Source organism: Saccharothrix ecbatanensis (assembly GCF_014205015.1).
GTDB lineage: Bacteria > Actinomycetota > Actinomycetes > Mycobacteriales > Pseudonocardiaceae > Actinosynnema > Actinosynnema ecbatanense.
Window position 1 is genome coordinate 9047366 of record NZ_JACHMO010000001.1, and the last position, 25807, is coordinate 9073172.

Below are 25807 nucleotides of genomic sequence, written 5' to 3' on the forward strand. Positions count from 1 at the left end.
GCGTTCAGGGACCTACTTCGCAACGTACAGAAGCTTCACGAATACGTGAAGTAAATATGCCGTCAATGATCGGAGGTAGTACGAGTGATAGCAGGTGTGCTACAAAATGTCCGAGAACTCTGACAAGGGGGAGGTGAGGGTCCTTGGTCATCGAGGTGCGGGACCTGCGGATGCGCTATGGCACGACGGACGTGCTGCACGGGGTCGACTTCATCGCGGGTCCCGGCGAAGTGGTGGCTCTGCTGGGGCCGAACGGCGCTGGCAAGACCACCACGATCGAGATCCTGGAGGGCTTCCGGCTGCCCTCCGACGGCCACGTCCGGGTGCTGGGCGTCGACCCGGCGACGGGTGACGAGGCCTGGCGGGCGAAGCTCGGCGTGGTGTTGCAGTCCTGGCGCGACCACGGCCGCTGGAAGGTGCGCGAGCTGCTGCACCACCTCGGCCGCTACTACGCGCCCTACGGCACGCCCCAGCAGTCGCGGCCGTTCGACACCGACGAGCTGATCGAGACGGTCGGCCTGACCGAGCACGCGCACAAGAAGGTCAGCCGGCTCTCCGGCGGCCAGCGGCGGCGGCTGGACGTGGCGATCGGCATCGTCGGCAAGCCGGAGCTGCTGTTCCTGGACGAGCCGACCGCCGGGTTCGACCCGCACGCGCGCCGGGACTTCCACGACCTGGTGCACCGGCTGTCCGACCTGGAGGGCATGACGATCCTGCTCACCACGCACGACCTGGCCGAGGCGGAGAAGCTGGCCGACCGCATCCTGGTGCTCGCGGGCGGCCGGATCATCGCCGACGGCAGCCCGGACCAGCTCAGCCGCCAGGTCGCGGGCAAGTCCGAGATCCGCTGGACGCAGGGCGGTCTGCGGCACGTGCACACGGCCGACGACGCGACGGCGTTCGTGCGGGACCTGTTCCGCCAGCACGAGACCGGCATCTCCGAGCTGGAAGTGCGGCGCAGCACGTTGGAGGACACCTACATGGCACTCGTGCAGCGGCACGAGAGCGGGCAGGAGAGGGAGGTGGCGGTCCTGTGAACACCAAGGCACAGGCCATCCGGCTCGGCGTGGACCGCGGGGTGCGCGAGTTCCGCCACTCCATGGGCAGTTCCGACCAGTTCTACAACGTGTTCACCGGGCTCGCCGCGCTGACCGTGCTGTGGTTCCAGCGCGACTCGTCCGTCGACGGCTCCGACATCTCGCTCGCCGCGCTCACCCTGCCCAGCCTGCTCGGCATGGGGATGGTGTTCGGCGCCCTGGTCGGGCCCGCGGGCCAGCTCTCGACGAACCGGGAGGACGGCACGCTGCTGCGCGCCAAGGCGGTGCCCAACGGCATGGTCGGCTACCTGGTCGGCCGGACCGTGCAGACGTCGCTGGACTCCCTCACCGGTCTGCTGATCGTGCTGGTGCCGGGCCTGTTCCTGGTGAACGTGCTGTCTGACGCCGGCGTGGGCGGCGTGCTCCGCCTGTTCGCCGTGCTGGCGCTCGGCATGGTGTCGATGCTGCCCTGGGGTGCGGTCGCCGGGTCGATCACCAAGAGCCCCGGCGGCGCGATGGGCATCACCATGCTGCCGATGATGGGCCTCGTGGCGATCTCGGGCATCTTCTACCCGATCACGGCGATGCCCGGCTGGTTGCAGGGCGTGGCCCAGGTGTTCCCGGTGTACTGGGCGGCGCACGGCGCCAGGGCGTCACTGCTGCCGGACGCGGCGGCGGTCGCGGAGATCGGCGGCACCTGGCGGATCATGGAGATGATCGGCGTGCTCGGGGTGTGGGCGGTGGTCGGTTTCCTGCTTGCGCCTACGATCCTGCGTCGGATGGCGCGCCGGGAGTCGGGATCGGATATGGAGCAGCGCCGACAGGCGGCGATGCAGAGGGTGCGATGAGCGAAAGCGTCTACAACCGGATCGCGATGCTGCGCGCGGAACGGGGTGTGTCCCGCCGGCAGCTGTCCGAGGCGTTGGGCATCCACTACCAGACCGTGGGCTACCTGGAGCGGGGCGAGTACAGCCCGAGCCTGTACCTGGCGCTGCGCATCGCGCAGTACTTCGAGGTGCCGGTGGAGGTCGTCTTCTCGACCGACCCGTTCCCGCGCCTGGGCAGTTCGGAGAGATCCGCGTAGACGAGCAGGGGGCGGCGCGTGTGAAGCGCCGCCCCCGTCACGCTCACTTCAGTTCGGACTCGATCACGTCGGCCGCCGCCGGCGTGCCACCGGCCGACCGGATCTCCGCCTTGATGGCGGCGAGCCGTTCGGCCACGGCCGGGTCGTCCGCCAACTCCAGCACCGCGGAGCGCAACCCCTCCGCGGTGACCTCGTCGCGCGGGATGTGCTTGCCGACACCGAGGTCGACCAGCCGCATCGCGTTCATGACCTGCTCGCCGATCGCGGGCACGCCGATCATCGGCACGCCGTGGTACAGGCCCTCCATCGAGCCGCCCATCCCGCTGTGCGTGATGAACACCTTGGCGTGGGCCAGGATCGCCAGCTGCGGCACCCACCGGTGCAGCTCGACGTTCGCCGGCGGCTCGCCCAGCTCGGCCGGGTCCACGAACTTGCCGATGTTGATCACGACCTGCCAGTCGAGGTCGCCGAACGCCTCGAAGCACCGGCGGTAGATCGCGGGCTCGTTGGTGTAGGCCGAGCCGAACGACACGAGCAGCACCGGCCGGTCGTCCGCCGGCTCCCAGGCGCCCTGGAACGCGCGGTCGTCCAGGCACGGCCCCACGAACGTGTACTTCGGGTGCACCGACTCGCTGTGCGGCTGGAACGACCGCGCGATGCTCACCACCGCCCGGTCCGGGTGGCTCACGTACGTCTGCGCCGGGATCGACACGCCCTCGGCGGCAAGCCACTCGTCCAACTCGGCGTAGAACGCGCGCACCTCGTCGTCGATCAGGTCGCCCATGTCGTCTTCCCAGCCCTCGTACGCGACGAAGGTCGGGGAGAACTGGATCGCCGGCACGCCCCAGCGGTCCGCGAGCAGGCGTGCGGTCCACGCGCCGATGTCGTACACGACGATGTCCGGCCGGTCGTCCGCGAACGCCGCTTCCAGCACCGGCAGCACGGCCTTGGCCTCGGTCAGGAACAGGTGCATGGCCGCCGCCATCCCGGCCGGCCACTCCTGGTCGTCGGTGGGCAGCGTGGTCGGGTAGACGACCGGCGTGGCGCCCGCCTGACGCACGATGTCCACGAATCCGGGATCGACCGCGTAGCTGACCCGGTGGCCCCGGTTCACCAGTTCGGTGACGACGGGCAGCGTCGGGTTGACGTGGCCGTGGCCGGGAATGTTGAGAAAAGCGATGTGCGACAAGGAAATCTCCACTGGCTGAAGGGTTGGCTCGAAGACCCCGTCACGCGTCACGCGTGGGGATGGACGGCTGACCCGAACTCAGAGGTAGAAGACCTGGAATCCGTACATGGGTCCACCATAGCGACGGCCGCGAGTCGTTTTTTCACGAGCGCGGCCCGAGCACGCCGCGCAATGCCGCACGCACCGCCTGGACCAGTTCGGCGCGGCTTTCCGGGGTGCCGGGAGTGGGTGCGCCTAGCGCTCCCGAGCCGACGAGCCGGTCGAACAGCAGGCCGTCGACGAACGCCACCAGTTCCCGGCCCTGCCGCTCCGGATCTTCCGCGCCCGCCGCCGCGAGCATCGTCTGGGCGCGGACGCGCGGCCGTTCGCCGTGGGCCAGGATGCCGCGCAGCTCGGGGTGGTGGGTGGCCTCCAGCAGGCACGCGTACCGGGCCAGGGTGCGTTCACGGCCGGTGGTCATCCACTGGTCGAGCACGTGCGCGATGCCCTCGGCGAGCAGGTCGGGGTCGAGCGGGGCGGTCGTGTCGAGCTCTTCGACCTCGGCGTTGTCCAGGTCTGCCAACCGCCGCACCACGCCTTCCACCAGCGCTTTGCGGGTGCGGAAGTAGGCGGAGGTGGACCCGAGGGGCACGCCGGCTTGCCCGTCCACCGCGCGGTGGGTCAGCCCGCGCATGCCCTTGGTGGCCACCACGTGGATCGCCGCGTCGGCCAGGGCGGCCATGCGCTCCGTCACAGTGCGTCCTCCTTCTACAGCTGTAGAGTACCGGCTATCTACAGCTGTAGAAGGAGTGGGGATGAAGGCGGTCGTGGTGGGTGGTGGCCTCGGCGGGGTCACGGCGGCGGTGGCGTTGCGCAAGGTCGGGTGGGAGGTGTCCGTGCTGGAGCGCGCGCCCGAGTTCGGCGAGGTCGGCGCGGGTGTGGGCGTGATGCCGAACGCGATGCGGGCGTTGGCGGCACTGGGGTTGGCCGACGAGGTGCGGCGGATCGGGACGCCGCGCGTGGCCGGTGGCGTCCGTGACCCGAGGGGGCGGTCGTTGACGCGCGTGGACGCGGCGCAACTGGAGCACATGGTGGCCGTGCACCGCGCGGACCTGCACCGCGTGCTGCGGTCGGCGTTGCCGGAAGCGTGCCTGGTCACCGACACCGAGGTGCGGTCGGTGGACGAGTTGGACGCGGACCTGGTCGTCGCGGCGGACGGCATCCGCAGCCGGATCCGGCAGGCGTTGTTCCCCGACACGCCCCAGCCGGTGTACGCGGGCACGACGGCGTGGCGGAGCGTGACGAGGGCGGAGTTCCCGCCGGACCTCGAGATCAGCCAGACGCTCGGGCCGGGCACGGAGTTCGGCGTGCTGCCGTTGGGTGACGGCAGGGTGTGCTGGTACGCGGCCACGGTCGCGCCCGCCGGTGGCCGATCGGATGACGAGTGGGCCGAGGCACGCCGGCTCGTCGGCGACTGGCACCACCCGATCCCGGCGCTGTTCGACGCGACCCCGCCGGAGACCGTGATCCGGCACGACATCCACGAGCTGGCGACGCCGCTGCCGACGTACGTCCGGGGTCGGGTGGCGCTGCTCGGAGACGCCGCGCACGCGATGACGCCGTACCTCGGACAAGGCGCGTGCATGGCGATCGAGGACGCCGTGGTGCTGGCCGCCGCGTGCGCGAAAGGCGATGTGTCGAACGCGCTCGCCGAATACGACCGGCAACGCCGTCCGCGCACTCAGGCGATCGCCAAGGCGTCCAGGGTGCTCGGGCGAGTGGGGCACAAGTTGCGCAACCCGGTGGCGGTCGCAATGCGTGACGCGGCCATGCGAGCGGTTCCCGCGAGAGTCGGAGTTCGCGGGATGACGAAGTACCTCGGCTGGGTTCCGCCGGAGTTGTCACTCTATAGGTGAAAAATGAACCGTGATGTAAATCACAGGTTACCGGGGTGATTCAAGCGGATAACGATCCAATATCACTCGTTTTCGCAGGATGCGTCACTCTTCTGCTGGATCAAGCGCTCACGGTGTGCCATCAACGGCCCGTTGTCTCGGCCCCTGAGTGCCCGAGGCGGCGGTGCAACAACCCCGAATGGGCAACTACGGTGTCCCGCCATGGCCCCCGTCCCCTTGTGTCCGGCTGAAGCCATCCCCCTGCGCGAGACCTCCGGTTGCGAGAACACCGTCGACCTCGCCGAGGCCGATGACTTCCTCCGTCAGCACCACACCGAGAACCCCGAACTCGGCCCCGTCGAACACCGCCTCGCCGAGGTGCACGCCGAGGTCGCCGCCACCGGCACCTATCGCCACACACCCGAAGAACTGACGTTCGGCGCACGTGTCGCGTGGCGCAACAGCGCGCGCTGCATCGGCCGGCTGTACTGGCGCAGCCTCAAGGTCCGCGACCTGCGTGACCTGCGTGATCCCAAGGAGATCGCGGACGAGTGCGTCGAGCACCTCAAGCTCGCCGCCAACGGCGGCAAGGTCCGCCCGGTGATCACCGTGTTCGCGCCGGACGAGCCCGGCCGGCCCGCGCCGAGGATCCTCAACGAGCAGTTGATCCGCTACGCGGGCTACCTCGGCCCGGACGGCGGGGTGCTGGGCGACCGGCGCAACGTCGACCTGACCGACAACGCCATCGGGATGGGGTGGCGCCCGCCCGCGCGAAGAGGGCCGTTCGACGTGCTCCCGCTGGTCGTGGAACGGGAGGACGCCGAACCGTCCCTGGTCGAACTGCCGCCGGACGCCGTGCTGGAGGTGCGGATCACGCACCCGGAACTGCCGTGGCTGGCCGAACTGGGTCTGCGCTGGCACGCCGTGCCCGCGATCAGCAACATGCGGCTGCGGATCGGCGGGATCGACTACCCGGCCGCGCCGTTCAACGGGTGGTACATGGGCACCGAGATCGGCGCCCGGAACTTCGCCGACGCCGACCGGTACGACCTGCTGCCCTACCTGGCCAAGCGAATGGGCCTCGACACGTCGTCGGTGCAGACGCTGTGGAAGGACCGGGTGCTGGTCGAGTTGAACCGCGCGGTGCTGCACTCGTTCTCGGCGGCCGGTGTGACGATCACCGACCACCACACCGAATCCGACCGCTTCCTCACCCACATCAAGAAGGAGGAGGAGGCGGGCCGGTCGTGCCCGGCGGACTGGACGTGGATCGTGCCGCCGATGTCGAGCGGCATCACCAGCGTCTTCCACCGGTACTACGACAAGCGCGAGCTGGTGCCGAACTTCTTCGCGGGCGATACCGAAGGCGTCTGCCCGGTGATCCACTGAGCCATCCGTGGAACAGGTCCAGGTCTCAACAAGACGTACGTACGGGTACTGTTAAGACCTGCGTGTGGCATAGATCACCTACGGCGGACTAGGGTGACTCTCCGTGAGAGTGGGCATACCCGTCGAGGCTCGGCCCGCCGAGCGCCGCGTCGCCGGTCTACCGGAAACGGTGACCACGCTGATCGGTGCCGGACTCACGGTGGACGTGCAGGCCGGGGCGGGCGCACACGCCCACGCCTCGGATGCCGCCTACCGCGCAGCCGGCGCGAACATCATCACCGACCACCCGGCCGGTCGATCCGATGTGATCGTCTCCGTCCAGCCACCGACCCCCGACCAGGCCGCCGCCCTCCGCGAGGGCGACATCACGATCAGCTTCCTCCAGCCGAACGCCGAGCCGGAGCTGATCGAGGTGCTCAAGGCCAACAAGGTCACCGCGTTCAGCCTCGACCTGCTGCCGCGGGTGACCAGGGCGCAGTCCGTCGACGCCCTGTCCTCCCAGGCACTGGTAGCGGGCTACCGCGCGGTGATCGAGGCGGCCAACCGGCTGCCGAAGTTCCTCCCCATGTTCACCACCGCGGCCGGCACCATCCCGCCGGCCAAGGTGCTCGTCCTCGGCGCGGGCGTGGCCGGGCTCCAGGCCATCGCCACCGCACGTCGTCTCGGCGCGGTGGTCGAGGCGTACGACATCCGTGCGGCGGCCAGGGAAGAGGTCAAGAGCCTCGGCGCGAGGTTCCTGGAGTTGGACCTCGAAACGCAGCAGGGCGTCTACGCGGAGGCCCAGTCCGAGACGTTCCTGGAACGGCAGCGCGAGCTGATCGCCGAACGGGTCGCCGCCTCGGACGTGGTCATCTCCACCGCCGCCATCCCCGGCCGCAAGGCGCCGGTGCTGGTCACCACCGACATGCTCAAGGCGATGGCGCCCGGTTCGGTGGTGGTCGACCTGGCCGCCGAGTCCGGCGGCAACGTGACCGGGAGCAGTCCCGGTGAGGAGACCTGGGTCGGCGAGGTGCTGGTCTACGGCGCGGAGAACATGCCCAGCACCATGCCCGTGCACGCGAGCAGGCTGTACGCGCGCAACGTGGCCAACCTCCTGATGATGATGACCAAGGACGGCCAGGTGACCCCCGACCTCACTGACGAGGTGCTGGCCGGCTGCTGCCTCACGCACGCGGGCGAGCTGAGGAGGGAGCTGCCGTGATCGACCTGTTGACGATCTTCGTGCTGGCCGTGTTCGTGGGCTTCGAGGTCGTGTCGAAGGTGTCCACCATCCTCCACACGCCGCTGATGTCCGGCGCGAACGCGATCCACGGCGTGATCCTGGTCGGCGCCATCCTCATCACCGGGCGTGCCGAGCACGCGCTGGAGATCACGCTCGGCCTGGCGGCGGTCTTCCTGGCCACGGTCAACGTGGTCGGCGGCTTCGTGGTGACCGACCGGATGCTGGAGATGTTCAAGGGCCACAGGGCGGTCAAGGCCGTCAAGGTCGAGAGCAACGGGCACAAGGAGACGGGGACATGAGCCCGACCTGGGTCCAACTCGCGTACCTGGCGGCGGCCCTGTGCTTCGTGCTGGCGCTCAAGGGCCTGAGCACGCCGAAGTACGCGCGTGCGGGCAACCTGCTCGGCGCGGCGGGCATGGCGCTGGCCGTGGTGACGGCGTACGTCCACGGCGCGGTCCACAACGGACTGCTGATCCTGGTCGCCGTCGCGGCGGGTGTGGCGGTGGGCATCCCGGCGGCGCGGTCCGTGAAGATGACCGCCATCCCGCAGATGGTGGCGCTGTTCAACGGCGTGGGCGGCGCGGCGGCGGCCCTGGTGGCGTTGACCGAGTTCCTGGAGGTCCCGGACGGCTCGGTGCTGTTCCAGGTCGCCACCGCGCTCACCGTGCTGATCGGCTCGGTCAGCTTCTCCGGCAGCGTGGTCACGTTCCTCAAGCTCCAGGAGATCATGACCACCCGGCCGGTGCTGCTGCCGGCGGGGCAGATGGTGGGCATCGGCGTGGCCGCGGCCAGTGCGCTGCTGGCGTTGTCCGTCGTGCTCAGCGGGAGCGGTCTGCTGCTGGTGCTGCTGGCGTTGGCGGGTCTCGCGCTGGGTGTGCTGTTCGTGCTGCCGGTGGGCGGCGCGGACGTGCCGATCGCGATCTCGTTGCTCAACGCGTTCACCGGCTTGGCTGTCGCCGCGTCCGGGTACGTGCTGGCGAACACCCTGCTGATCGTCGCCGGCACGCTCGTCGGCGCGTCCGGCACCATCCTGACCCGGTTGATGGCCCAGGCCATGGGGCGGCCGTTGACGAACATCCTGTTCGGGGCGTTCAAGCCCACCACGGCGGCGGCGCAGACCGACGAGCAGCGGACCGTGCGCTCCGGCACCGTGGAGGATGTCGCGATCCTGCTCGGCTACGCCCATTCCGTGCTGGTGGTGCCGGGTTACGGCCTGGCCGTGGCGCAGGGCCAGCACGCCGCACGGGAACTGGCGTCCGTGCTGGAACAGCGGGGCATCACGGTGCACTACGGCATCCACCCGGTGGCCGGCCGGATGCCGGGCCACATGAACGTCCTGCTCGCCGAGGCGGACGTGCCGTACGAGCAGTTGAAGGAGCTGGACGACGTCAACCCCGGTATCGGCAGCGTCGACGTGGTGCTGGTGGTCGGTGCGAACGACGTGGTCAACCCTGGTGCGCGGGACGAGCCGAGCAGCCCGATCTACGGGATGCCGATCTTCGACGTGGACCGGGCGAAGGCCGTGGTGTTCATGAAGCGCTCGATGCGGCCGGGCTTCGCGGGCGTGGACAACAGCCTGCTCTACAACCCCAAAACCACCATGCTGTTCGGTGACGCCAAGGAGTCGCTGACCAAGCTCCTAGCCGCCGTAAAACACGTCTAGCCCCCGTGAGTCCTACGTTCAGGCCCCGTGAGTCCTACGTTCGGAACCCCCGAGTTCAACGCTCAGAACGCGCGAGTCGAACGTTCAGGCCCCGCGAGTCGAACGTTCAGGCCCTGCGAGTCGAACGTTCAGGCCAGCCGCCCCGTGTTCTGAGCGTTGAATTCGGGGGTCCTGAACGTAGGACACGGTGGTCCTGAACGTAGGACTCGCGGGGCCTGAACGTAGGACTCGCGGGGCCTGAACGTTCGACTCGCGGGTTAGAGGAGGTCGTAGCCGGGGACGGCGGGGGCCAGGTGGTCACCGAACGCGGCGTCCACCTCGACCCGCGCCCACCACGCCTCACGCTCCGCCGTCGACACGTCCGGCACCACCACGGACACACCGGACGACCTGATCAGGCCCACCATCCGCGACATCGCGTCGTGCAGGAACGCCTCGGGCTGCTCGGCGAGCCGGCGCACCACCGACGGGTCGAGCACCAGCGAGTCCACCGGCAGCTCGCCGAGCAGCGACAGCTCCGCCTGCCCGCCGTTGAACCGGGTCAGCCCCACGGCGATCCCGTTGTCCCGCAACACCTGGGCGTTGTCCTCGCCCTCGCCGTCGAGCATCGCCCTGGTGTCCAGGAAGATCCGCAGCCGGGACGCGGGCAGCCCGGTGTCGTCCAACGTCCGCTTCACCGTGCGCACCAGGTCCTCGTCACGCGACTGCATCGGCGACAGCTCGAAGTACAGCAGGCCGAGTGCGTCCGACGACGCCGCGTCGCCCGCCGCCTCGTTCAACGCCCACTGGCCGAGCGCCAGGGACACGCCGGTCGCCTCGGCCAGGTCCAGGCAGTCGTCGTGCCCCAGCTCGTCCCAGCGGAGCCGGGCGATGTGCCCGAGCTGCTGCCGACCGGCCAGGTCCAGCACCGGCTGGTACTCGACCTCCACCTCGCCGCCGGCCACCGCGCCTGGCATCCGGGCGGCCCGCGACTGCCGCTCGCGCAACGCCTGGTCGGCGTGCCGGTCGTAGGGCAGCCACTGCCGCTTGCCCTTCGCCTTGGCCCGCTGGAGGGTCGCGCCGGCCGCGCGCAGCACCTCGGCCGCGTCCGACCCGGCGGGCGGCCGGTCCACCACGCCGATGCTCACCGACAGCGCCACGCCGTCGCCCATCGGCTGTTCGACCGTCGCCGCGATCCGCTCGACCATCTCGGGCACGGCCGGCGTGTCCGGCGAGTTGTCGATCACGATGGCGAACTCGTCGCCGCCCATCCGCGCGACCAACGCCTGTTCGTTCGCCACCAGGGCTTCGAGCCGCCGGCCAACCTCGGTGAGCAGCCGGTCGCCGACGGCGTGGCCGAGACCGTTGTTCACCACCGAGAACGCGTCCAGGTCGAGGCAGTAGAGCGTGATCCCGTGGCGTGACGCGCTGTGCAGCGACTCCAGCCGGGTCCTGAAGCGCTGCCGGTTGGACAGGCCGGTGAGCGAGTCGTGCAGCAGCTGGAAGTCCAGGTTCTTCTGCAAGAGGTGCAGTTCGCTGACGTCCTCGGCCATGGTCACGTGGTACGCGGGCTCGCCGTTCTCGTCCCGCAGCAACGACACCGCCAGGTGCACCCACACCGGCTCGCCGTCCTCACGCACCAGCCGCCGCTGCTCGCGCACCCGTTCCACGCGGCCCTCGCCCACCGCCCGGTACGTGGTCAGCAGGGCGTCCACGTCGGCCGGGTCGAACAGCTCGATCAGCCGCTGCCCCTCCAGGTCGGCCGCGTCCAGGCCGGTCATCTCGGCCAAGGCCGCGTTCGCCCGCACGCACTCGCCGCGCAGGTTCGTGATCGCGATGCCGAACGCGGACGAGTCGAACACCTCGCTGAACCGCGCCTCGCTGGCCCGGAGCACCCGTTCGGCCCGCCGGTTGGCCTCCAGCAGCGCCCGCTTGACCTCTTCCTGCTGGTCGAACGCGTCCAGCCGCATCGCCGTGGCGAAGCTGGTGCTGACGCTGCCCAGGATGGCGACGACCTTCTCCGCCAGCTGCGGCACGTCCTGGAGTTCGGGGATGAACAGCAGCGTGTGCCCGAGCACGTCCACCGTGCGGCGCAGCGACTCCGGGCCGGTGAAGTGCGCCTCGACCAACCGGTCGCCGACCACCTCGACCGGGTCGATGGTGAACGGCTCGGCCTGGATCGCGTCGGCGATCACGTTCACCAGGTCGAGCAGGTACAGCTCGATCTCGGCCGGCGACATCGGCACGTAGGCGGTCGGGTAGACCGCACGCATCCAGGTGCGCGCGATGTCCTGCCGCCGGGTCCTGACCGGTGGCGACTGCCCGCTCACGTCCCGCGGCTCACTTCTTCCGGCTCACTTCCGGGGGTTCACTTCCTGAGGTCTCACGTCTCGGGGCTTCACGTCTCGAGCGTCTTGAGGCGTCACGTCTTGAGGGTTCACGTCTTGCGGCCGACCCCGGCGAAGATCCCGGCCCGGTCCGCGTCCTCGTCGACGGCGCCGTCCTCCGGTCGCCACAGCGGCAGCGGGACCACACCCGGTTCGACCAGGTCGAAGCCCTCGAACAGGGCGGCGATCTCGGCGTGGCCGCGCGGGAACATCGGGTTCGCGCTGTTCTTCATCACCGCGACGATCCCGGCCATCTCCTCCGGCTGGAGGTCGGCGGTGAACTGGGACAGCGCCAGGTAGCTGCCGGGCACGACGGCGTCCCGGTACACGGCGACCACGCCCGCCGGATCGCGTTCCGGTGGCACGAAGTGGAAGACGCCGACGGTGAGCACGCCGACCGGCTCGCTGAAGTCGATCAGGCCCGTCTTCCGGACACCGGCGAGCACCGCGTGCGGGTCGGTCATGTCCTCCTGGAGGACGGCCGACTGGTCGTCGTGCTCCAGGATCATCCGGCTGTGCGCGACGGCGACGTCCTCGTAGTCCACGTACACCACGCGTGACTCGGGTGCCGCCTTCTGCGCGATCTCGTGCACGTTGCCGACCGTCGGGATACCCGAGCCCAGGTCGAGGAACTGCCGCACGCCCGCGTCGACCAGGTGCAGCACGGCCCGGCGCAGGAACGCGCGGTTGAGCCGGGCGATGGTGCGGGCGTTGGGCTGGGCGACGAGGAACTTCTCCGCCAGCGCCCGGTCGGCGGCGAAGTTGTGGCCACCGCCCAGCAGGTAGTCGTAGAGCCGCGCGGCGCTGGGCAGCCCGGTGTCGATGTTGCTCGGGACCCAGCTCAGCCGTTCCGCCACCGCATCCTCACCCGTGTGTGTGCAAAACCGAGGCTTAGCCCCTATGGGGCGAGGTTACTGATGTGGACCGGCGAGGGGGCAGGGGTGGGACCGGTTGCCCCTGATCGGCGTACACACAGTGAGGGATGCGACCACTGCGAGTGTCCAGAAAGCCACTCTGGGTCCGTACTGCGCGTGCATGAACAGCGGCAACGCCACCCCGAACGCGGTGCCGAGCGCACGGGCGAGGTTCACCAGGCCGCCACCCGATCCGGCATCACCCTGGGGGAGGGCGCCGAGGATGGTCGCGTTGTTGGCCGGCGTGAACAGGCCGAGCCCGAAGCCCAACGCGGCCAGTGCGATCGGGTGAACCTGCCAGGCCAGCGCCGCACAGGCCACTGTGGACAGTGCCGCGCCCGCCCTCGGCAGCTTGAGCGGGAGCGCCGCGCCGAGCGCGAACCCGACCGGGAGCGCGGTGAGCACCAGGCCGATGGCGAGTGGGCTGCCGCTGGACGTGAACGGCACCAGGACCAGCGGTCCGAACAGCACCAGGTACCCGCAGAACGCACCGAACAGCCCGCCCTTCACCCGGCGGACCAGCGGTTCGCGCCACACGTAGCCGACGCCCGCCGGCAGCGCGAGCAACAAGAGGAACGGGCTCGCGCCGGACAGCACCAGCAGCAACGCGGTGGTGGCCGTGGCGAGCAGGACGACGGCGATCCCGTCCACCGGCCCGACGCCGCGCTCGTGCGTGCGCGGGAGCAGGAAGTGGCCCGCGACCAGCGCGAGGACACCGATCGGGACGTTGATCGCGAACACCCACTGCCAGCCGAACGCCTCGACCAGCAGGCCGCCGACGGTCGGACCCAGCGCCAGCCCCAACGCCTGCGCGGTGGCCTGGACGCCCAACGCGCGACGCATCCGTTCGCGCGGCACGGCCGCCACCACCAGCGCCACGCTGTTGGCCTGCAACATCGCCGCGCCCAACGCCTGCACGACCCGGAACGCGATCAGCGTCTCCATGTTCGGCGCCAACGCGCACGCCGCCGACGCGCCGGTGAACACGACGAACCCGTAGAGGTAGACGAGCTTGCGCCCGCGCCGGTCCGACCACTTCCCGATGGGCGCGACGAGGGCGGCCAGCGTGAGCAGGTAGGCGAGCGAGACCCACTCCGGTGACGCGCCGAACTCGTCCCGCAATGCGGGCAGGGCGAGTGTGACCACGCTCGCGTCGAACTGCCCGAGGAACGCGCCGAGGCAGACCGTGGCGACCGCGAGCCAGGGCGCCCCTGACCAGGCGGCGACGCGTCGCGGACGGGGGGACTCCGCGACGAGCAGGCTGCGCCACGACCGATTCATCCTTGCCAGACTATATCGGTAACCGAGGTAATACCACCCAGTACGATTCGCGCATGTCAGACGAGGCACGCTCGCTCACCGACGTGGTCACGAGGCTGCGTCGGGCGTTGCGCACGAGCATCCGTTCGGAATGGCCGTGGGACGCCCTCCCGATGGCGCAGGTGGAGCTGCTCCAGACGCTCGCCGAGCGTTCGCCGATGCGCGTGGGCGACCTCGCGGCGGAACTGCGGCTCGCGCCCAACACGGTCAGCGGCCTCGTCGGCCAGCTGATCGAGAGCGGTCTGGTCGAGCGGGGCGGCGACCCGAGCGACCGCCGCGTGGCCCGGCTTTCGGTGACGCCGCAGGGGCATGAGCAGCTGGCCTTCTGGCAGGCCGCGCACGAGAAGCGCATCGGATCGGCGCTGGACAAGCTCGATCCGGCGGAACGCGCCGACGTGGTCCGCGCCTTGGCGGCTCTCGACCACCTGGTGGACCACCTGCGTGCGCACTGATCCCGAGGACCCGGAACCCCGGCCGGATCACGTGCACGTCGAGCCGGTCGACCCGGACGTCTCGCTCGACGTCCCGGCGCAACGCCGTGAGCTCGGTCCGGCGGTCCTGGCGGCCATCGCGCTGGGTGGCGGGCTCGGTGGCCTGGCCCGGTACGGCCTGTCCGGCGTCATCCCCGGCCCGTGGGGCTTCCTCCTGATCAACGTGCTGGGCAGCGCGCTGATCGGCGTCCTGATGGTGCTGGTGCCCCGGTTGCACCCGCTGGCCCGGCCGTTCCTGGGCGTCGGTGTGCTGGGCGGGTTCACCACGTTCTCGACGTACGCGCTGGACGCCGTGCACCTGGGCGCGTCGGCTTTCGTCTACCTGTTCGGGACCTTGTTCCTGGCGCTGGGCGCCACGTTCGCCGCCATGGCGTTGACCAGGAAGGTGTTCGGGTGACGGCGCTCCTGGTGTTCGTCGGCGCGGCCATCGGCGCACCGCTGCGCTACCTGACCGACCGCGTCATCCAGTCCTGGCACATGACCCGGTTCCCGTTCGGCACGCTGGCGGTGAACGTCGTCGGCTCGTTCGCGCTCGGCTGCGTGGCCGGCACGTCACCGCACCTGGTCGCGCTCCTCGGCACCGGCCTGTGCGGCGCGCTGACCACCTACAGCACGTTCAGCTTCGAAACCGTCCGCCTGGCCGAGGACGGCGCGTACTGGCAAGCGTTTGCGAACGCCGCCACCAGCATCGCCGCCGGCGTAGCCGCCGCTGCTCTCGGCTACGCCCTGACCTGACGCGGACTCACCCGTCCGCCGCCAGCCTCCCCAGCACCTCCGGCAGCTCGCCGGTGTAGACGACGCCGAGCCGTTGCGTGGCACGGGTCAGCGCCACGTACAGGTCGCTCGCGCCGCGCGGTGACTCGGCCAGGATGCCCGCCGGGTCGACCACCAGCACCGAGTCGAACTCCAGGCCCTTCGCGTCGGTCACCCCCAGCACCACGACCTGGGTGTCGAGATCGTCCGAAGCGCCCGGCACGGCGGCACGCAGCGACGCCACCGAAGCCGACGGCACGATCACCGCCAGCTTGCCGTCCCCGATCGCCGAGATCTCCTTGTCCACCACGGAAGGCAGCGCCTCGGACAGCGACGGCGCCCGCACGCACCACGGCTCGAACCCGCTGTCCCGCACCGAAGTCGGTGGCACCAGGTCCGGGTCGACCGAAGCCAGCACGTCCGCCGCCACGGCCATGATCTCCGACGGCGTCCGGTAGTTCACCGTCAGCTCGGTGAGCTTCCAGCGGTTCATCACGTACGGGGACAGCACCTCGCCCCACGACGACGCCCCCGCGATGTCGCCGGTCTGCGCGATGTCGCCGACCACGGTCATCGACTTGGACGGGCACCGCCGCATCAACGTCCGCCAAGCCATCGGGGACAGCTCCTGCGCCTCGTCCACGATGATGTGCCCGAACGTCCACGTCCGGTCCGCCGCGGCCCGCTCGGCCGCCGTCTCGTAGCGCTCCGCGCCGTGCCGCTCGGCCAGCTTGTAGGCGTCGACCAGGTCGGTCGCCATCAGGATGTCCGGGTCGGCGTCGTCCTCGAGGTCCAGGATGTCCAGCACGCCCTGCGCGTAGTCGATCGCCTGCCGCCGCTGCCGCTCGGTCCGCGCCTTGGCCTCGGTGTCGTCCTCGCCGAGCAGTTCCGCCGCCTCGTCCAGCAGCGGCACGTCGGCGGGCGTCCACTCGGAGCCGCGCGGACGGGCCAGCAGCGCGCGTTCGTCGGGGGAGAGCTTCGGGGTGGCCTTGGCGATCAGCTTCGGCGACGCGTAGAGGTCTTCGAGGAGCTGCTGCGGGGTCAGGTTCGGCCACAGCTTCGCGATCGCCGTCTGCACGCCCGGGTCCTCGCGCAGCTCGCGCCGGATGTCGTCGATGTCCGCCTGGTCCAGCAGGTGCCGACCCAGCCGGGACACGGCCTGCGACGCCAGCGTGGAGATGATCTCGCGCTGGAACGTCCTCCGCGCCTCGTTGTGCGGACGCCTGGTGCGCCGCGCACGCCCTCGCGCTTCGGTGATGGCCCGCCGGTCCAGCCGCAGCACGTCCTGCTCGAACGGGACCTCGACCAGGCCCGGCGCCTCCTGCCGGTCCCGGATCGCGTGCGCCACCACGTCCGCCATGCTGATCCGGCCCTTGAGCGCGGACGCCTCGGCGGGCTCGCGGCCGACGGCGGTCAGGCCGGGGAACAGCTCGCCGACGGTCGACAGCAGCACGCCCGTCTCGCCCAGCGACGGCAGCACCTGCCCGATGTACCGCAGGAACGTCGCGTTCGGCCCGACCACCAGCACGCCGCGCTTCGCCAGCTGCCGCCGGTGCGTGTAGAGGAGGTACGCGGCGCGGTGCAGCGCCACGGCCGTCTTGCCCGTGCCCGGACCGCCCTGCACGACGACCACGCCGTTCAGCTCGGTGCGGATGATCTTGTCCTGCTCGGCCTGGATGGTCGCGACGATGTCGCCCATCTGGCCGGTGCGGCTCGCGTTCACCGCGGCCAGCAGGGTGGCCTCGCCGGTCAGGCCCTCGGACGGGCGGTCGAGGTCGACCGAGTTGATGTCCAGCAGTTCGTCGTCGAAACCGACGACCTTGCGCTGCTTGGTCCGCAGGTGCCTGCGCCGGCGCACGCCGTCCGGCGCGGTGGCCGTGGCCAGGTAGAACGGGCGGGCGGCGGGCGCGCGCCAGTCCATCAGCAGCGGCTCGTACTCCTTGTCCTCGTCGAACAAGCCGATCCGGCCGATGTAGAACCGGTCGTCGGTGTGGAAGTCGAGCCGGCCGAAGCACAGCCCGTTCTCCACCGCGCTGTACTGCGCCAACTGGTCCGAGTACATGGCCACCGAAGTGTCCCGTTCGGACCGCATCTGGTGTGTTCCGCCGGTTTGCCGCAACGCCCCGGCCAGGCGCTTCGAGCTCTGTTCGCGGAGGTCGTCCAGCCTGCTGTACAGCATCGACACGTATTCCTGCTCCGACTCGGTTTCCGCGAGCCGGAGGTCATCGGAGGGGCTTGACAACGTGCCTCATTTCTGGATAGCGTGTTTTATCAGCCTGTGTCCCATTGCGGCTGACGGTTTCCTGCGGGCTTACAGTCCTGCGCCCGTCCTGCGCAGAACGTCTAATCTACTACACGTTCTTCGCCCCTGGCGCGCGAAAGCCGTAACCGAGCTGGTGTCCGCCGGCACGCCCCGTGAGGGCGGATCCACCCGATGAGCGGCTGTTGCCGGGCACGCGGGTGACACCTGTCGACACCGGCCGATCCCCCGGCACGCTGGGCGGGGTGAGAGAGAAGCGCCAGGAGCTGGCCCGGCTGTGCCGCGTCGTGGTCGACCGACCCCGGTGGGAGCTCGGGTTCGCGGTGGTCGTGTCCGTGTGGTCGTCGGTGTGGGTGGTGGGCCAGGCGTTCGGCGCACCGAGTCCGCTCGAGGTGCTGCCGGTGCGGTGGGCGGGACTGCCCACCGGGTGGCTCGACGCGACGCGCGACTGGTTCGACGGCCGCACCGGATTTCTCGCCGTGGTGGCCGGACTGCTTTGGGCGATGACGAGCGCGCGGCGACAGGCGTCGGCGTTGTTCGGCTGGCTCGCCGTGATGGCGGCGGCCCAGGACGTCGGCTACGTCGCGGTCCGCTGGGCGCTGCTCACATTCGCGGCGTACCTCGCGGTAATGGGTCTCGTGTCGATCACGGGTAGGCGGGCGTTCGTGGTAGACCGAATCGCAATCATTCCAAGGGACGTGGCAAGAGCGGGTGCGACCGCGATGGCGTTGTCGGCGGTGGTTCCCCTGGTCGCGCCAGGTCTGGCGCTTGTCCGGCTGGTCGGCCCCTACGTGACTCGGCCACCACGCCGTCGGGCCGGAGCGCCGATCGTCCGCGTCCCTTCCGCCGAACGGGCCCACCCGCCTGGCACACCCGGTGAAGTGCTGAAACCGGTGCCGGCGCAGCGCGGGTCGCGGTGATCCGGGGGCCGATTTCGCCCGGTCGATGGTTTTGCCGCCAAACAATTCGGTCGAGGAAGTCGAGCGAACCTCACATCACATTCCGGAATCGTCTGTTTGGGCTTACCGGTCCGTATCCATCAAGATGACCCCGTGCCAGAAAATCCCGCCGAAAACCGCTTAGCCAAGGTGATGCGTCGTCAGCCCGTTCAGCAGCGCGGCGCCGCCACGGTGACCGCGATTGTCGATGCCTGCGCGTCGCTGCTCAACGACTACGACTACGACGACATCACCACAGCCCGGATCGTCGAGCTCGCAGGCGTGCCAATTGGATCGTTCTACCAATACTTCCCGGACAAGCGTTCCGTTGTGCACGCGTTGGCGTTGCGCGGCATGGAGGACTACCTGGCCCGGGTCGAATCGCTGTTCACGGAGGGGCGGCTCTCGACGGACTGGCGGGCCGCGGTGCAGCAGGTCGTCGGCATCTACCTGCGGATGCTGGTCGAGATACCGGGCTTCGGCCGGGTCCGGTTCAGCGACATGCTCGACGGCCACCGGCTCGACGCGTCGGTCGACCAGTACGAGTTGATGGCCGAACGGCTGCGCGACCTGTTCGTCGGCCGCTTCGCGGTGCGCGGCGACGCGCCGGTCTCGTTGACGTTCCGGATGGCCGCCCAGACCGCCGACGCGATGTTCAAGCTGGCCGAACGGGTCGAGCCGGACGAGCGCCCGGTGGTGCTCCGCACCGCCGACCAGATGATCACGAAGATGCTGTCCGGGATCTTCGACACCGTCTAGGCGTCCGACGTCCAGGCGTCCGATGTTGCCGCCGCGGCCCGGGTGGTGTGGGGTGGAGCGGTGAGCGACGACTTCGACGTGATCGTGATCGGCGGTGGGCCGGTGGGCGAGAACGCCGCCGCCCGGACCGCCGCCGGCGGACTCCGCACCGCGCTGGTGGAAGCCGAACGCGTGGGCGGTGAGTGTTCGTACTGGGCCTGCATGCCGAGCAAGGCGTTGCTGCGCCCCGGCCACGCGCTCGCCGCCGCCCGCCGGGTGCCGGGAGTTCCGGTCGGTGACCGGCTGGACCCGGCGGAGGTGCTGAAGCGGCGCAACAGCTTCACCTCCGACTGGGACGACTCGGGCCAGGTCGAGTGGGCCGAGGGCGCCGGGTTGACCGTGGTCCGCGGCCGTGGCCGGCTGGCGGGGGAGCGGCGGGTCGAGGTCGACGGCCGGGTGCTGACCGCGACGAAGGCGGTCGTCGTGTGCACCGGCAGCGTGCCGCGCATCCCGTCGTTGCCCGGCCTGGCGGACGTGCCTTATTGGACGTCCCGCGAGGCGACCGCGGCGCAGGAGGTGCCCACGTCGTTGGTGGTGCTCGGCGGCGGCGTGGTCGGCGTCGAGATGGCGCAGGCGTGGGCCAGGCTGGGTTCGGAGGTCACGCTGGTCGTCTCCGGTGAACGGCCGTTGCCCAAGTTCGAGGCGTTCGCGGGCGATCTGGTCGCCGAAGGCCTGCGCGAGGACGGCGTCCGTGTCGTCACCGGCGTGAAGGCGACCGGTGTGTCCACTTCGGATGGCAGTGTGTCGTTGCGACTGTCCGACGACTCCTCGGTGTCCGGCGCGCACCTGCTCGTGGCCACCGGCCGCCAACCCGCCACCTTCGACCTCGGCGTCGAGCAGTTCGGCTTCACCGCCGGCAAGGCCCTGGAGGTCGACGACACCGGCCGGGTGTCCGGAGTGGACTGGCTGTACGCGGCGGGCGACGTCACCGGCCGCGCGCTGCTCACCCACCAGGGCAAGTACGCCGCGCGGGCGGTCGGCACGGCGATCGTCACCGGCGCCACCGACCCCGAACCGTGGACCGCGCCCGTCGCCACCGCCGACCACACCGCCGTGCCGCAGGTCGTCTTCACCGACCCGGAAGTGGCGTCGGTGGGCTGGTCGGAGGCGCAGGCCCGGGAGGCCGGGCTGGAGATCCGGGTGGTCGACCTGGACATCGCGGTGGCCGGGTCGTCCCTGCACGCCGACGGGTACCGGGGCAAGGCCCGGATGATCGTGGACGAGCGCAAGCGCACGCTGGTGGGCGTCACGTTCGCCGGCCCGGATGTCGCCGAGATGATCCACGCGGCGACCATCGCGATCGTCGGCGAGGTCACCGTGGACCGGTTGTGGCACGCGGTGCCGGCGTACCCGACGATCAGCGAGGTCTGGTTGCGGCTGCTGGAGGCGTACGGCTTGTAGCCGGTGGCGTTTGCCGGAACGCGGATACCGACACACGGACGCCACGCACACGATTGAGCAATATAGCGTGCCTGTGATCGTCCGAATGCCCTATCGCCCCTGCGGCCATAAAGCTTCTGAACCCAAAAGTGCGGTTCCGACTCATTACACTGAGGCCGTGACCAGGGGAACGGTGGCTGTCGCGATGGGCGCGGTGCTCTGGTGCGCGTTCGTCATCGCGACCACGTTCCTGCCGAGCGGGCCTTCGTGGCCGCCGACCGCGGTGTACCTGCCGGGGTTCCTGGTTCTCCCGGTCGTGCTCTACACGTTGTTGCGCGCGCGTTCCCACGCGTTGCTCTGCCTGGCCCACGTGCCGAAGTCGGTGATGTTCACCGGTTTCGCGATCGCGGTCGGCGGGTGGTTGTTCTCGTTCGGTCTGATCACCGGCAAACCGGGCACTGAAACGCTGTGCGCCGTGGCCGGGCTGGTGATCGTGCTGCACGTCGCGTTCGGATTGATCGGCGTCGGCATGGTCCGCACCGGCCGCTGACCACCCCTCGACCCCGGGCCACTCTCACCCTTGGGCGGCCGGCAGTCGCAGCGCCTGCTCGGCGATCGCCACCAGCTGCGGCGCGGCCGGGTCCGGCTCGCCCTCGATCCACACCACCTGCGTGATCCGCAGCTGCGCGCCCTTCACCGACACCCGGATCACCGACCGGTCGAACGACGCCGGCCCGCCGGACCACCCCTTGCCCTCGTGGACCATCGGGTTGACGCCACCGGCGCCCGCCTTCGACGCGACCGCGTGCAGCTCACCGGCCCGCGTCGCGTCCGGCAGGCTGAGCTCGGCGATCGCGATGCCCACCTTGCGGCCGTCCACCACGGTCTCGTACTGGCCACGTCTCAGCTGCATGCACATGTGGCCCGACAACCACGCCCGCACGTCGCCGAACGCGTGCGCGGCGCAGTCCTCGGTGCGGTCGGCGCCTCGCGGCGAGAAGTTCCGGCCGTCCACGACGACCGTTGTCGGCTGGGGTGAAGGCGTGGTGGTGGCCGCGCTGTCCGCCGTGTCGCCCGACGACAGCGAGGCGATCAAGGCGATGATCAGCAGCACTCCGACCACCGCACCGGCCACGTAGGGCAGCACCTTGCGGCTGGTCGTCGGCGCCGCCGTGATCTTCGGCAGCAGCATGGTGCTGGCCGACGCGAGGTCCGCCGTCGCGTCGGAGAAGCCCTCGGCGATCAGGTCCCGCCGGTCGGGCGGCGCGCCGGTCGGCGCCAGCACGGCGACCAGCTTGGCGGCGTGGTCGGCCGAGCAGGGCCGGTCGCTGGTGGCCAGTTCGCGTGCGGCGGCGAGCAGCGTAGTCGGCTTCGGGTGCAGGACCCGCACACCCCGGTTGAGGTCCACGGTCGGCTGCACGACCTGGCCGACGTACGGGCCGACGGCCACCACGGTCGTCACCGGCAGCGGCTCGCCGCGCATGTCCTGGATGCGGCGGGCGACGGAGGTGCTCGCCTCCAGTGCCTCGGCGGCAGGGCTCATCGCGCCGTCCGGGCGGGTCAGCGGCCAGCCGTCGATCTTCCACTGCCCGTTGAGCGGCGCTTCGAGCCTCAAGGCGGGGTCGGGCAGGTCCACGCCCACCACGACAAGCACACCGCGTGGCAGGACGATGACGGCCACCAGATCGCGGGGGCAGTCCGGCGGACGCACCCCGAGCAGCGCGACACCACCCAGCACGGCGTCGCCGACACCCCACGTGCTCAATGCGGCGCGCACGTCAGCGCCCACTTCGGACGGCTCGCTCCCGAGTCGGATCAGCCGCACAAGACCACCGCTTCCCACACGGTCGGACACGGTAGCGCCGTCGGTGCCCGGACTTCCGCGCGGATCGCGCGAGATGACGTTGCGTGACACCCATCACCTGAACGGGTGCGGCTCGTTAATGGGTTGCTCAACCCTGCATTGGAGGTCCGACAGTGATGCGCAACGCCGCCCTGCTCGCGGCGGGAACGCTGGCACTGTCCGTCGCGGTCGCCCCGTCCGCCTCGGCCGGTCTGCTCGCCCCCGTCTCGACATCGCTCGCCAGTCAGTTGTCCGGTGGTTCCGCCGGAACCGTCTTCGTCCACGGCACCGATCTCTCCGCCGCCGAACGCGCCGTGCGCGGGTCCGGCCTGAGTCGCATCACCAGCTTCGACCGCATCGGCGTGGTCGCCGCCCGCGGCACCGCCGCGCAGATCACCGCCGCCCGTGCCGCCGCCGGCGTGACGTACGTCGAGGCGAACCGGCCGATCGAGTTCACCGGGTCCACTTCGCACACCGCCACCCGCGGGCTCGAAGCGCGCCAGACCCTGACCGGCGCGAACGGCCAGGCCCTGGACGGCAGCGGCGTCACCGTCGCGGTGATCGACTCCGGGGTCGACCCGACGCACCCTGCGTTCCGGCAGCCGAACGGCCAAACCAAGATCGTCCGCAACCTCAAGAGCGTGTGCCTGGACGAGGCGAGTACCGGAACGGGCTGCATCCTCGACGTCCCGAACACCGTCGACACCGACCTGCTCGCGGTCGGCGGCCACGGCACGCACGTCACCGGCATCGCGGTCGGCAGCGACACCACGCTGACCGACGGCACGGTGGTGCGCGGCGCGGCGCCCGGCGCGAAGGCCGTGGTGATCTCGACCGGCGCGGTGCTGTTCATCATCGGCGCGGACGCGGCGCTGAACTGGGTGCTGGAGAACCACCGCGCGCCGTGCGGTGCGGGCGTTCCGGCGTCGGTGTGCCCGCCGATCAAGGCGATCAACAACTCCTACGGCCCGTCCGGCGGCGGGGCGTTCGACCCGAACTCGACCACGGTCAAGCTCCAGCGCGCGTTGGCGGCCGAGGGTGTCGTGACGGTGTGGGCGAACGGCAACGACGGCGGTGACGGCAGCGCGAACCTGTCCAACCCGCCCGGCCAGGACCCGACGCCCGGCGTGCTGTCAGTGGCGTCGTACCACGACCTCGGCACCGGCACCCGGGACGGCGCGGTGTCGGAGTACTCGTCCCGCGGTCTGGCGACGGACTCCTCGACGTGGCCGGACATCTCCGCGCCGGGCGAGGACATCACGTCGGCGTGCCGGCTGTACCTGGTGATCTGTGCGACGGGGCTCAAGCCGCAGAACGGGCCCGGCTTGCTCGACGTCGGCACGTTCAACACGATCAGCGGCACGTCGATGGCCGCGCCGCACATCACCGGCATCGTGGCGCAGCTGTTCCAGGCGAATCCGTCGGCCACGCCCGCGCAGATCGAGGCGGCGCTGAAGTCGACGGCGTACAAGTACGGTTCCGGCTACCGGACCGTCGGTTCCCACACGTCCAGCCATGACAAGGGAACGGGCTTGGTCGACGTCGTCGCCGCGGCTCGCGCGCTCGGCGCCGCTTGATCGGCCAGGCTTGATCGGCCCGCTTGATCAGTCGATCTCGAGCCACTGATCCACCAGCGTGTCCGGATGATCCCGGAAAGTGACCTCGCGGCCCGTAACCGGGCCGCGAGGTCGTCGTTTTAGGGTCGAAAGTCCTGTAACCGACCCGCCTGGGTGAGGAACGCGATGGTTCTTATGGCGGACTGAAGCCGCAGCGGGCAGAATGACCAAGTCGGGAATTCACAAGATCGTCCGTGTCATCGACAGGCCGTAGGGGAAGACGTCCCTCGTCGAGTAGCGGAGGTCAGCTGTGAGCACCCGTGGCAGCAGCAGTGGCGTGGTCTACGTCCACTCGTCGCCGTCTGCGGTCTGTCCGCACGTCGAGTGGGCGATCTCGGGCACCCTCGGTGAGCGAGCGGACCTCAAGTGGGCGGCGCAGCCCGCGGCGCCTGGGCAGTTGCGCGCCGAATGCAACTGGACCGGCGACGCCGGCACCGGGGCCCGACTCGTGTCCGCCCTCAGGGCGTGGCCGATGCTCAGGTTCGAGGTGACGGAAGACCCGAGTCCGGGAGTGGACGGCGTGCGGTACTGCTTCGCGCCCGTGCTGGGTCTGTGGCATGCGCGCACCAGCGCGAACGGCGACATCGTCGTGTCCGAAGACCAACTCCGATCCCTGGCCGCCCGCAGCAGGGGCGGCGAGTCGTTCGCGCACGGCGTGGACGAGATCCTGGGCGCGGCATGGGACGACGCCCTGGAGCCGTTCCGCCGCGCGGGCGACGGCGCCCCCGTCACCTGGCTCCACCGCGTGGGCTGAGCCGGTCCGCGCACCCCGAATTGTCAGACCCCGTCGGTAAGATCAAAGCAGGGGGTCCCCCGGCGGGGACCCCCGCGAAGCACTCCCGTGCGGGGACCCCGGCGAAGCATTCCCAGGCGGGGACCCCGCGAAGCATTTCCGTGCGGGCTGACGCCTCAGGGCTGGGGCGGGTCCTCGCCACTGCCATGTCGCGGACCGGTATGTTTCCGCGCCTCTACCTGTGACCGGACGATCACCGCCGCTGTGGCACGCTCGTGGTGTGTCCGCACGCCTGCTGCTGCCCGTCGTGCTCCTGGTCGCCGCCGCCACGGCCGGTGTCGGTGTGCTTGCTCGCGAGGTGTACCAGCGGCCTGCCCAAGCCCAGGGCGACCAGATCGCGGTGCCGAGTTCGGGGCCGTCCAGTCCCGTCCCGCGCAGTGCCCAACCCGGCAACGGCACCGTGCAGTTGAGCATCGACGCGTCGCAGCACCCGGACGGCCAACGCGTCCACACCGTGCTCCAGCAGTTCTTCGACGCCATCAACAACCACGACTACGGCCAGTGGGCCAGGACCGTGACCGCGCACCGGGTGAGCCAGACGCCGATGTCCCGCTGGATGTCGGACTACGAGAGTTCGCGGGACGGCACGATCCTGGTGCACCGGATCGAGTCGGTCACCCCGACCAGGCTGCGCGTGCTCATGACGTTCACCAGCACCCAGGACGTGGCCAAGGCCCCGGCCGAACTCCAGGCCGACTGCATCCACTGGCGCGTCGTGTACCCGATGCAGGAGGAGCGCGGCGCCCTCCGCGTGGACCTGGGCACCGAAGGCTCGACCTCGCAGTTCTCCCCCTGCTGACCCGAATGCCCCGGAATGCCCCCGGAAAGCCGGAAAGCCGAAAGGCACAGTGGGGTCGCCCCCCGACGGAGCGACCCC

At 70.3% G+C, this 25807-nt stretch carries 25 protein-coding genes; 18 read left to right on the top strand and 7 right to left on the bottom strand.

Annotated elements, in window-relative coordinates; translation table 11 throughout:
- The first annotated feature begins 170 nt into the window (after nt 1–170).
- Genes F4560_RS40370 through F4560_RS40380 form a run of 3 tightly spaced genes read left to right on the top strand, consistent with a single transcriptional unit; the run spans nt 171 to nt 2121 of the window.
- Nucleotides 171–1037: an ABC transporter ATP-binding protein gene (locus tag F4560_RS40370; protein ID WP_184929684.1), complete on the top strand. Its 867-nt coding sequence runs from the start codon at nt 171–173 to the stop codon at nt 1035–1037.
- Nucleotides 1034–1885: an ABC transporter permease gene (locus F4560_RS40375; protein ID WP_184928290.1), complete on the top strand. Its 852-nt coding sequence runs from the start codon at nt 1034–1036 to the stop codon at nt 1883–1885. Before F4560_RS40370 ends, F4560_RS40375 begins: the two co-directional genes overlap by 4 nt.
- Complete coding sequence (locus F4560_RS40380) at nt 1882–2121, top strand: helix-turn-helix transcriptional regulator (protein WP_033437276.1); 240 nt, start codon at nt 1882–1884, stop codon at nt 2119–2121. Before F4560_RS40375 ends, F4560_RS40380 begins: the two co-directional genes overlap by 4 nt.
- A gap of 43 nt (nt 2122–2164) precedes the next feature.
- Here F4560_RS40380 and F4560_RS40385 read toward each other — a convergent pair whose 3' ends face one another.
- Together F4560_RS40385 and F4560_RS40390 are read right to left on the bottom strand one after the other, a co-directional pair.
- Nucleotides 2165–3322 carry a macrolide family glycosyltransferase gene (locus tag F4560_RS40385; protein WP_312869774.1) on the bottom strand — a complete coding sequence of 386 codons (1158 nt, stop codon included), beginning with the start codon at nt 3320–3322 and terminating at the stop codon, nt 2165–2167.
- Between the two features lie 130 nt (nt 3323–3452).
- Nucleotides 3453–4043 (bottom strand): TetR/AcrR family transcriptional regulator, encoded by a 591-nt coding sequence (locus tag F4560_RS40390; RefSeq protein WP_312869775.1) that lies wholly within the window; start codon nt 4041–4043, stop codon nt 3453–3455.
- A 61-nt stretch (nt 4044–4104) separates the two neighbouring features.
- Here F4560_RS40390 and F4560_RS40395 point away from each other — a divergent pair, with 61 nt between their 5' ends.
- From F4560_RS40395 to F4560_RS40415, 5 genes are all read left to right on the top strand, one after another.
- Nucleotides 4105–5205, top strand: coding sequence for an FAD-dependent monooxygenase (locus tag F4560_RS40395; RefSeq protein ID WP_221483812.1), 1101 nt, complete (start codon nt 4105–4107; stop codon nt 5203–5205).
- A 201-nt stretch (nt 5206–5406) separates the two neighbouring features.
- Nucleotides 5407–6573, top strand: coding sequence for a nitric oxide synthase oxygenase (locus tag F4560_RS40400; protein WP_184928292.1), 1167 nt, complete (start codon nt 5407–5409; stop codon nt 6571–6573).
- A gap of 103 nt (nt 6574–6676) precedes the next feature.
- Nucleotides 6677–7774, top strand: a complete 1098-nt coding sequence (locus tag F4560_RS40405; RefSeq protein WP_184928293.1) for a Re/Si-specific NAD(P)(+) transhydrogenase subunit alpha — start codon at nt 6677–6679, stop codon at nt 7772–7774.
- Nucleotides 7771–8094, top strand: a complete 324-nt coding sequence (locus tag F4560_RS40410) for an NAD(P) transhydrogenase subunit alpha part 2 (protein ID WP_446692426.1) — start codon at nt 7771–7773, stop codon at nt 8092–8094. Before F4560_RS40405 ends, F4560_RS40410 begins: the two co-directional genes overlap by 4 nt.
- On the top strand, nt 8091–9458 hold the full coding sequence (locus F4560_RS40415) for an NAD(P)(+) transhydrogenase (Re/Si-specific) subunit beta (RefSeq protein ID WP_184928294.1): 1368 nt from the start codon (nt 8091–8093) through the stop codon (nt 9456–9458). Before F4560_RS40410 ends, F4560_RS40415 begins: the two co-directional genes overlap by 4 nt.
- A gap of 257 nt (nt 9459–9715) precedes the next feature.
- Here F4560_RS40415 and F4560_RS40420 read toward each other — a convergent pair whose 3' ends face one another.
- The 3 genes from F4560_RS40420 to F4560_RS40430 all read right to left on the bottom strand — a co-directional run bounded on the left by F4560_RS40420 (nt 9716) and on the right by F4560_RS40430 (nt 14019).
- Entirely contained in the window at nt 9716–11767 is a 2052-nt protein-coding gene (locus F4560_RS40420) for a diguanylate cyclase domain-containing protein (protein ID WP_312869776.1), read from the bottom strand.
- A gap of 107 nt (nt 11768–11874) precedes the next feature.
- Entirely contained in the window at nt 11875–12681 is an 807-nt protein-coding gene (locus F4560_RS40425) for an SAM-dependent methyltransferase (protein WP_184928295.1), read from the bottom strand.
- Nucleotides 12682–12735: 54 nt separating this feature from the next.
- Nucleotides 12736–14019 carry an MFS transporter gene (locus F4560_RS40430; RefSeq protein ID WP_184928296.1) on the bottom strand — a complete coding sequence of 428 codons (1284 nt, stop codon included), beginning with the start codon at nt 14017–14019 and terminating at the stop codon, nt 12736–12738.
- A gap of 53 nt (nt 14020–14072) precedes the next feature.
- Here F4560_RS40430 and F4560_RS40435 point away from each other — a divergent pair, with 53 nt between their 5' ends.
- From F4560_RS40435 to crcB, 3 genes are read left to right on the top strand one after another with little or no spacing between them, the layout of a single operon-like run.
- Nucleotides 14073–14510 carry a MarR family winged helix-turn-helix transcriptional regulator gene (locus F4560_RS40435; RefSeq protein WP_184928297.1) on the top strand — a complete coding sequence of 146 codons (438 nt, stop codon included), beginning with the start codon at nt 14073–14075 and terminating at the stop codon, nt 14508–14510.
- Complete coding sequence (locus F4560_RS40440) at nt 14500–14946, top strand: fluoride efflux transporter FluC (RefSeq protein WP_312869777.1); 447 nt, start codon at nt 14500–14502, stop codon at nt 14944–14946. The genes F4560_RS40435 and F4560_RS40440 overlap by 11 nt, the downstream gene beginning before the upstream one ends.
- A complete protein-coding gene (gene crcB / locus F4560_RS40445) occupies nt 14943–15284 on the top strand; it encodes a fluoride efflux transporter CrcB (RefSeq protein ID WP_184928298.1) in 342 nt (113 codons plus the stop codon). Before F4560_RS40440 ends, crcB begins: the two co-directional genes overlap by 4 nt.
- 7 nt (nt 15285–15291) lie before the next feature.
- On the opposite strand, the gene F4560_RS40450 is transcribed toward crcB, so the two are convergent.
- On the bottom strand, nt 15292–17544 hold the full coding sequence (locus tag F4560_RS40450) for a HelD family protein (RefSeq protein WP_184928299.1): 2253 nt from the start codon (nt 17542–17544) through the stop codon (nt 15292–15294).
- A gap of 263 nt (nt 17545–17807) precedes the next feature.
- Between F4560_RS40450 and F4560_RS40455 the strand changes: the two genes are divergently transcribed.
- The 4 genes from F4560_RS40455 to F4560_RS40470 all read left to right on the top strand — a co-directional run bounded on the left by F4560_RS40455 (nt 17808) and on the right by F4560_RS40470 (nt 21228).
- A complete protein-coding gene (locus tag F4560_RS40455; protein ID WP_184928300.1) occupies nt 17808–18482 on the top strand; it encodes a hypothetical protein in 675 nt (224 codons plus the stop codon).
- Between the two features lie 171 nt (nt 18483–18653).
- Nucleotides 18654–19259 carry a TetR/AcrR family transcriptional regulator gene (locus F4560_RS40460; RefSeq protein WP_246477945.1) on the top strand — a complete coding sequence of 202 codons (606 nt, stop codon included), beginning with the start codon at nt 18654–18656 and terminating at the stop codon, nt 19257–19259.
- 78 nt (nt 19260–19337) lie between these two features.
- A complete protein-coding gene (locus F4560_RS40465) occupies nt 19338–20699 on the top strand; it encodes a dihydrolipoyl dehydrogenase family protein (RefSeq protein ID WP_184929691.1) in 1362 nt (453 codons plus the stop codon).
- Between the two features lie 157 nt (nt 20700–20856).
- Nucleotides 20857–21228, top strand: a complete 372-nt coding sequence (locus F4560_RS40470; RefSeq protein ID WP_184928301.1) for a hypothetical protein — start codon at nt 20857–20859, stop codon at nt 21226–21228.
- A 24-nt stretch (nt 21229–21252) separates the two neighbouring features.
- On the opposite strand, the gene F4560_RS40475 is transcribed toward F4560_RS40470, so the two are convergent.
- The gene (locus tag F4560_RS40475; protein ID WP_184928302.1) at nt 21253–22503 is read right to left on the bottom strand and encodes a hypothetical protein; all 1251 of its coding nucleotides are present in this window, start codon (nt 22501–22503) and stop codon (nt 21253–21255) included.
- 155 nt (nt 22504–22658) lie between these two features.
- Here F4560_RS40475 and F4560_RS40480 point away from each other — a divergent pair, with 155 nt between their 5' ends.
- The 3 genes from F4560_RS40480 to F4560_RS40490 all read left to right on the top strand — a co-directional run bounded on the left by F4560_RS40480 (nt 22659) and on the right by F4560_RS40490 (nt 25729).
- Nucleotides 22659–24098: a S8 family peptidase gene (locus tag F4560_RS40480; protein ID WP_184928303.1), complete on the top strand. Its 1440-nt coding sequence runs from the start codon at nt 22659–22661 to the stop codon at nt 24096–24098.
- A gap of 289 nt (nt 24099–24387) precedes the next feature.
- Nucleotides 24388–24891, top strand: a complete 504-nt coding sequence (locus F4560_RS40485) for a DUF3145 domain-containing protein (protein ID WP_106614970.1) — start codon at nt 24388–24390, stop codon at nt 24889–24891.
- A gap of 259 nt (nt 24892–25150) precedes the next feature.
- Nucleotides 25151–25729: a hypothetical protein gene (locus tag F4560_RS40490; RefSeq protein WP_312869780.1), complete on the top strand. Its 579-nt coding sequence runs from the start codon at nt 25151–25153 to the stop codon at nt 25727–25729.
- The last annotated feature ends 78 nt before the right edge of the window (nt 25730–25807 follow it).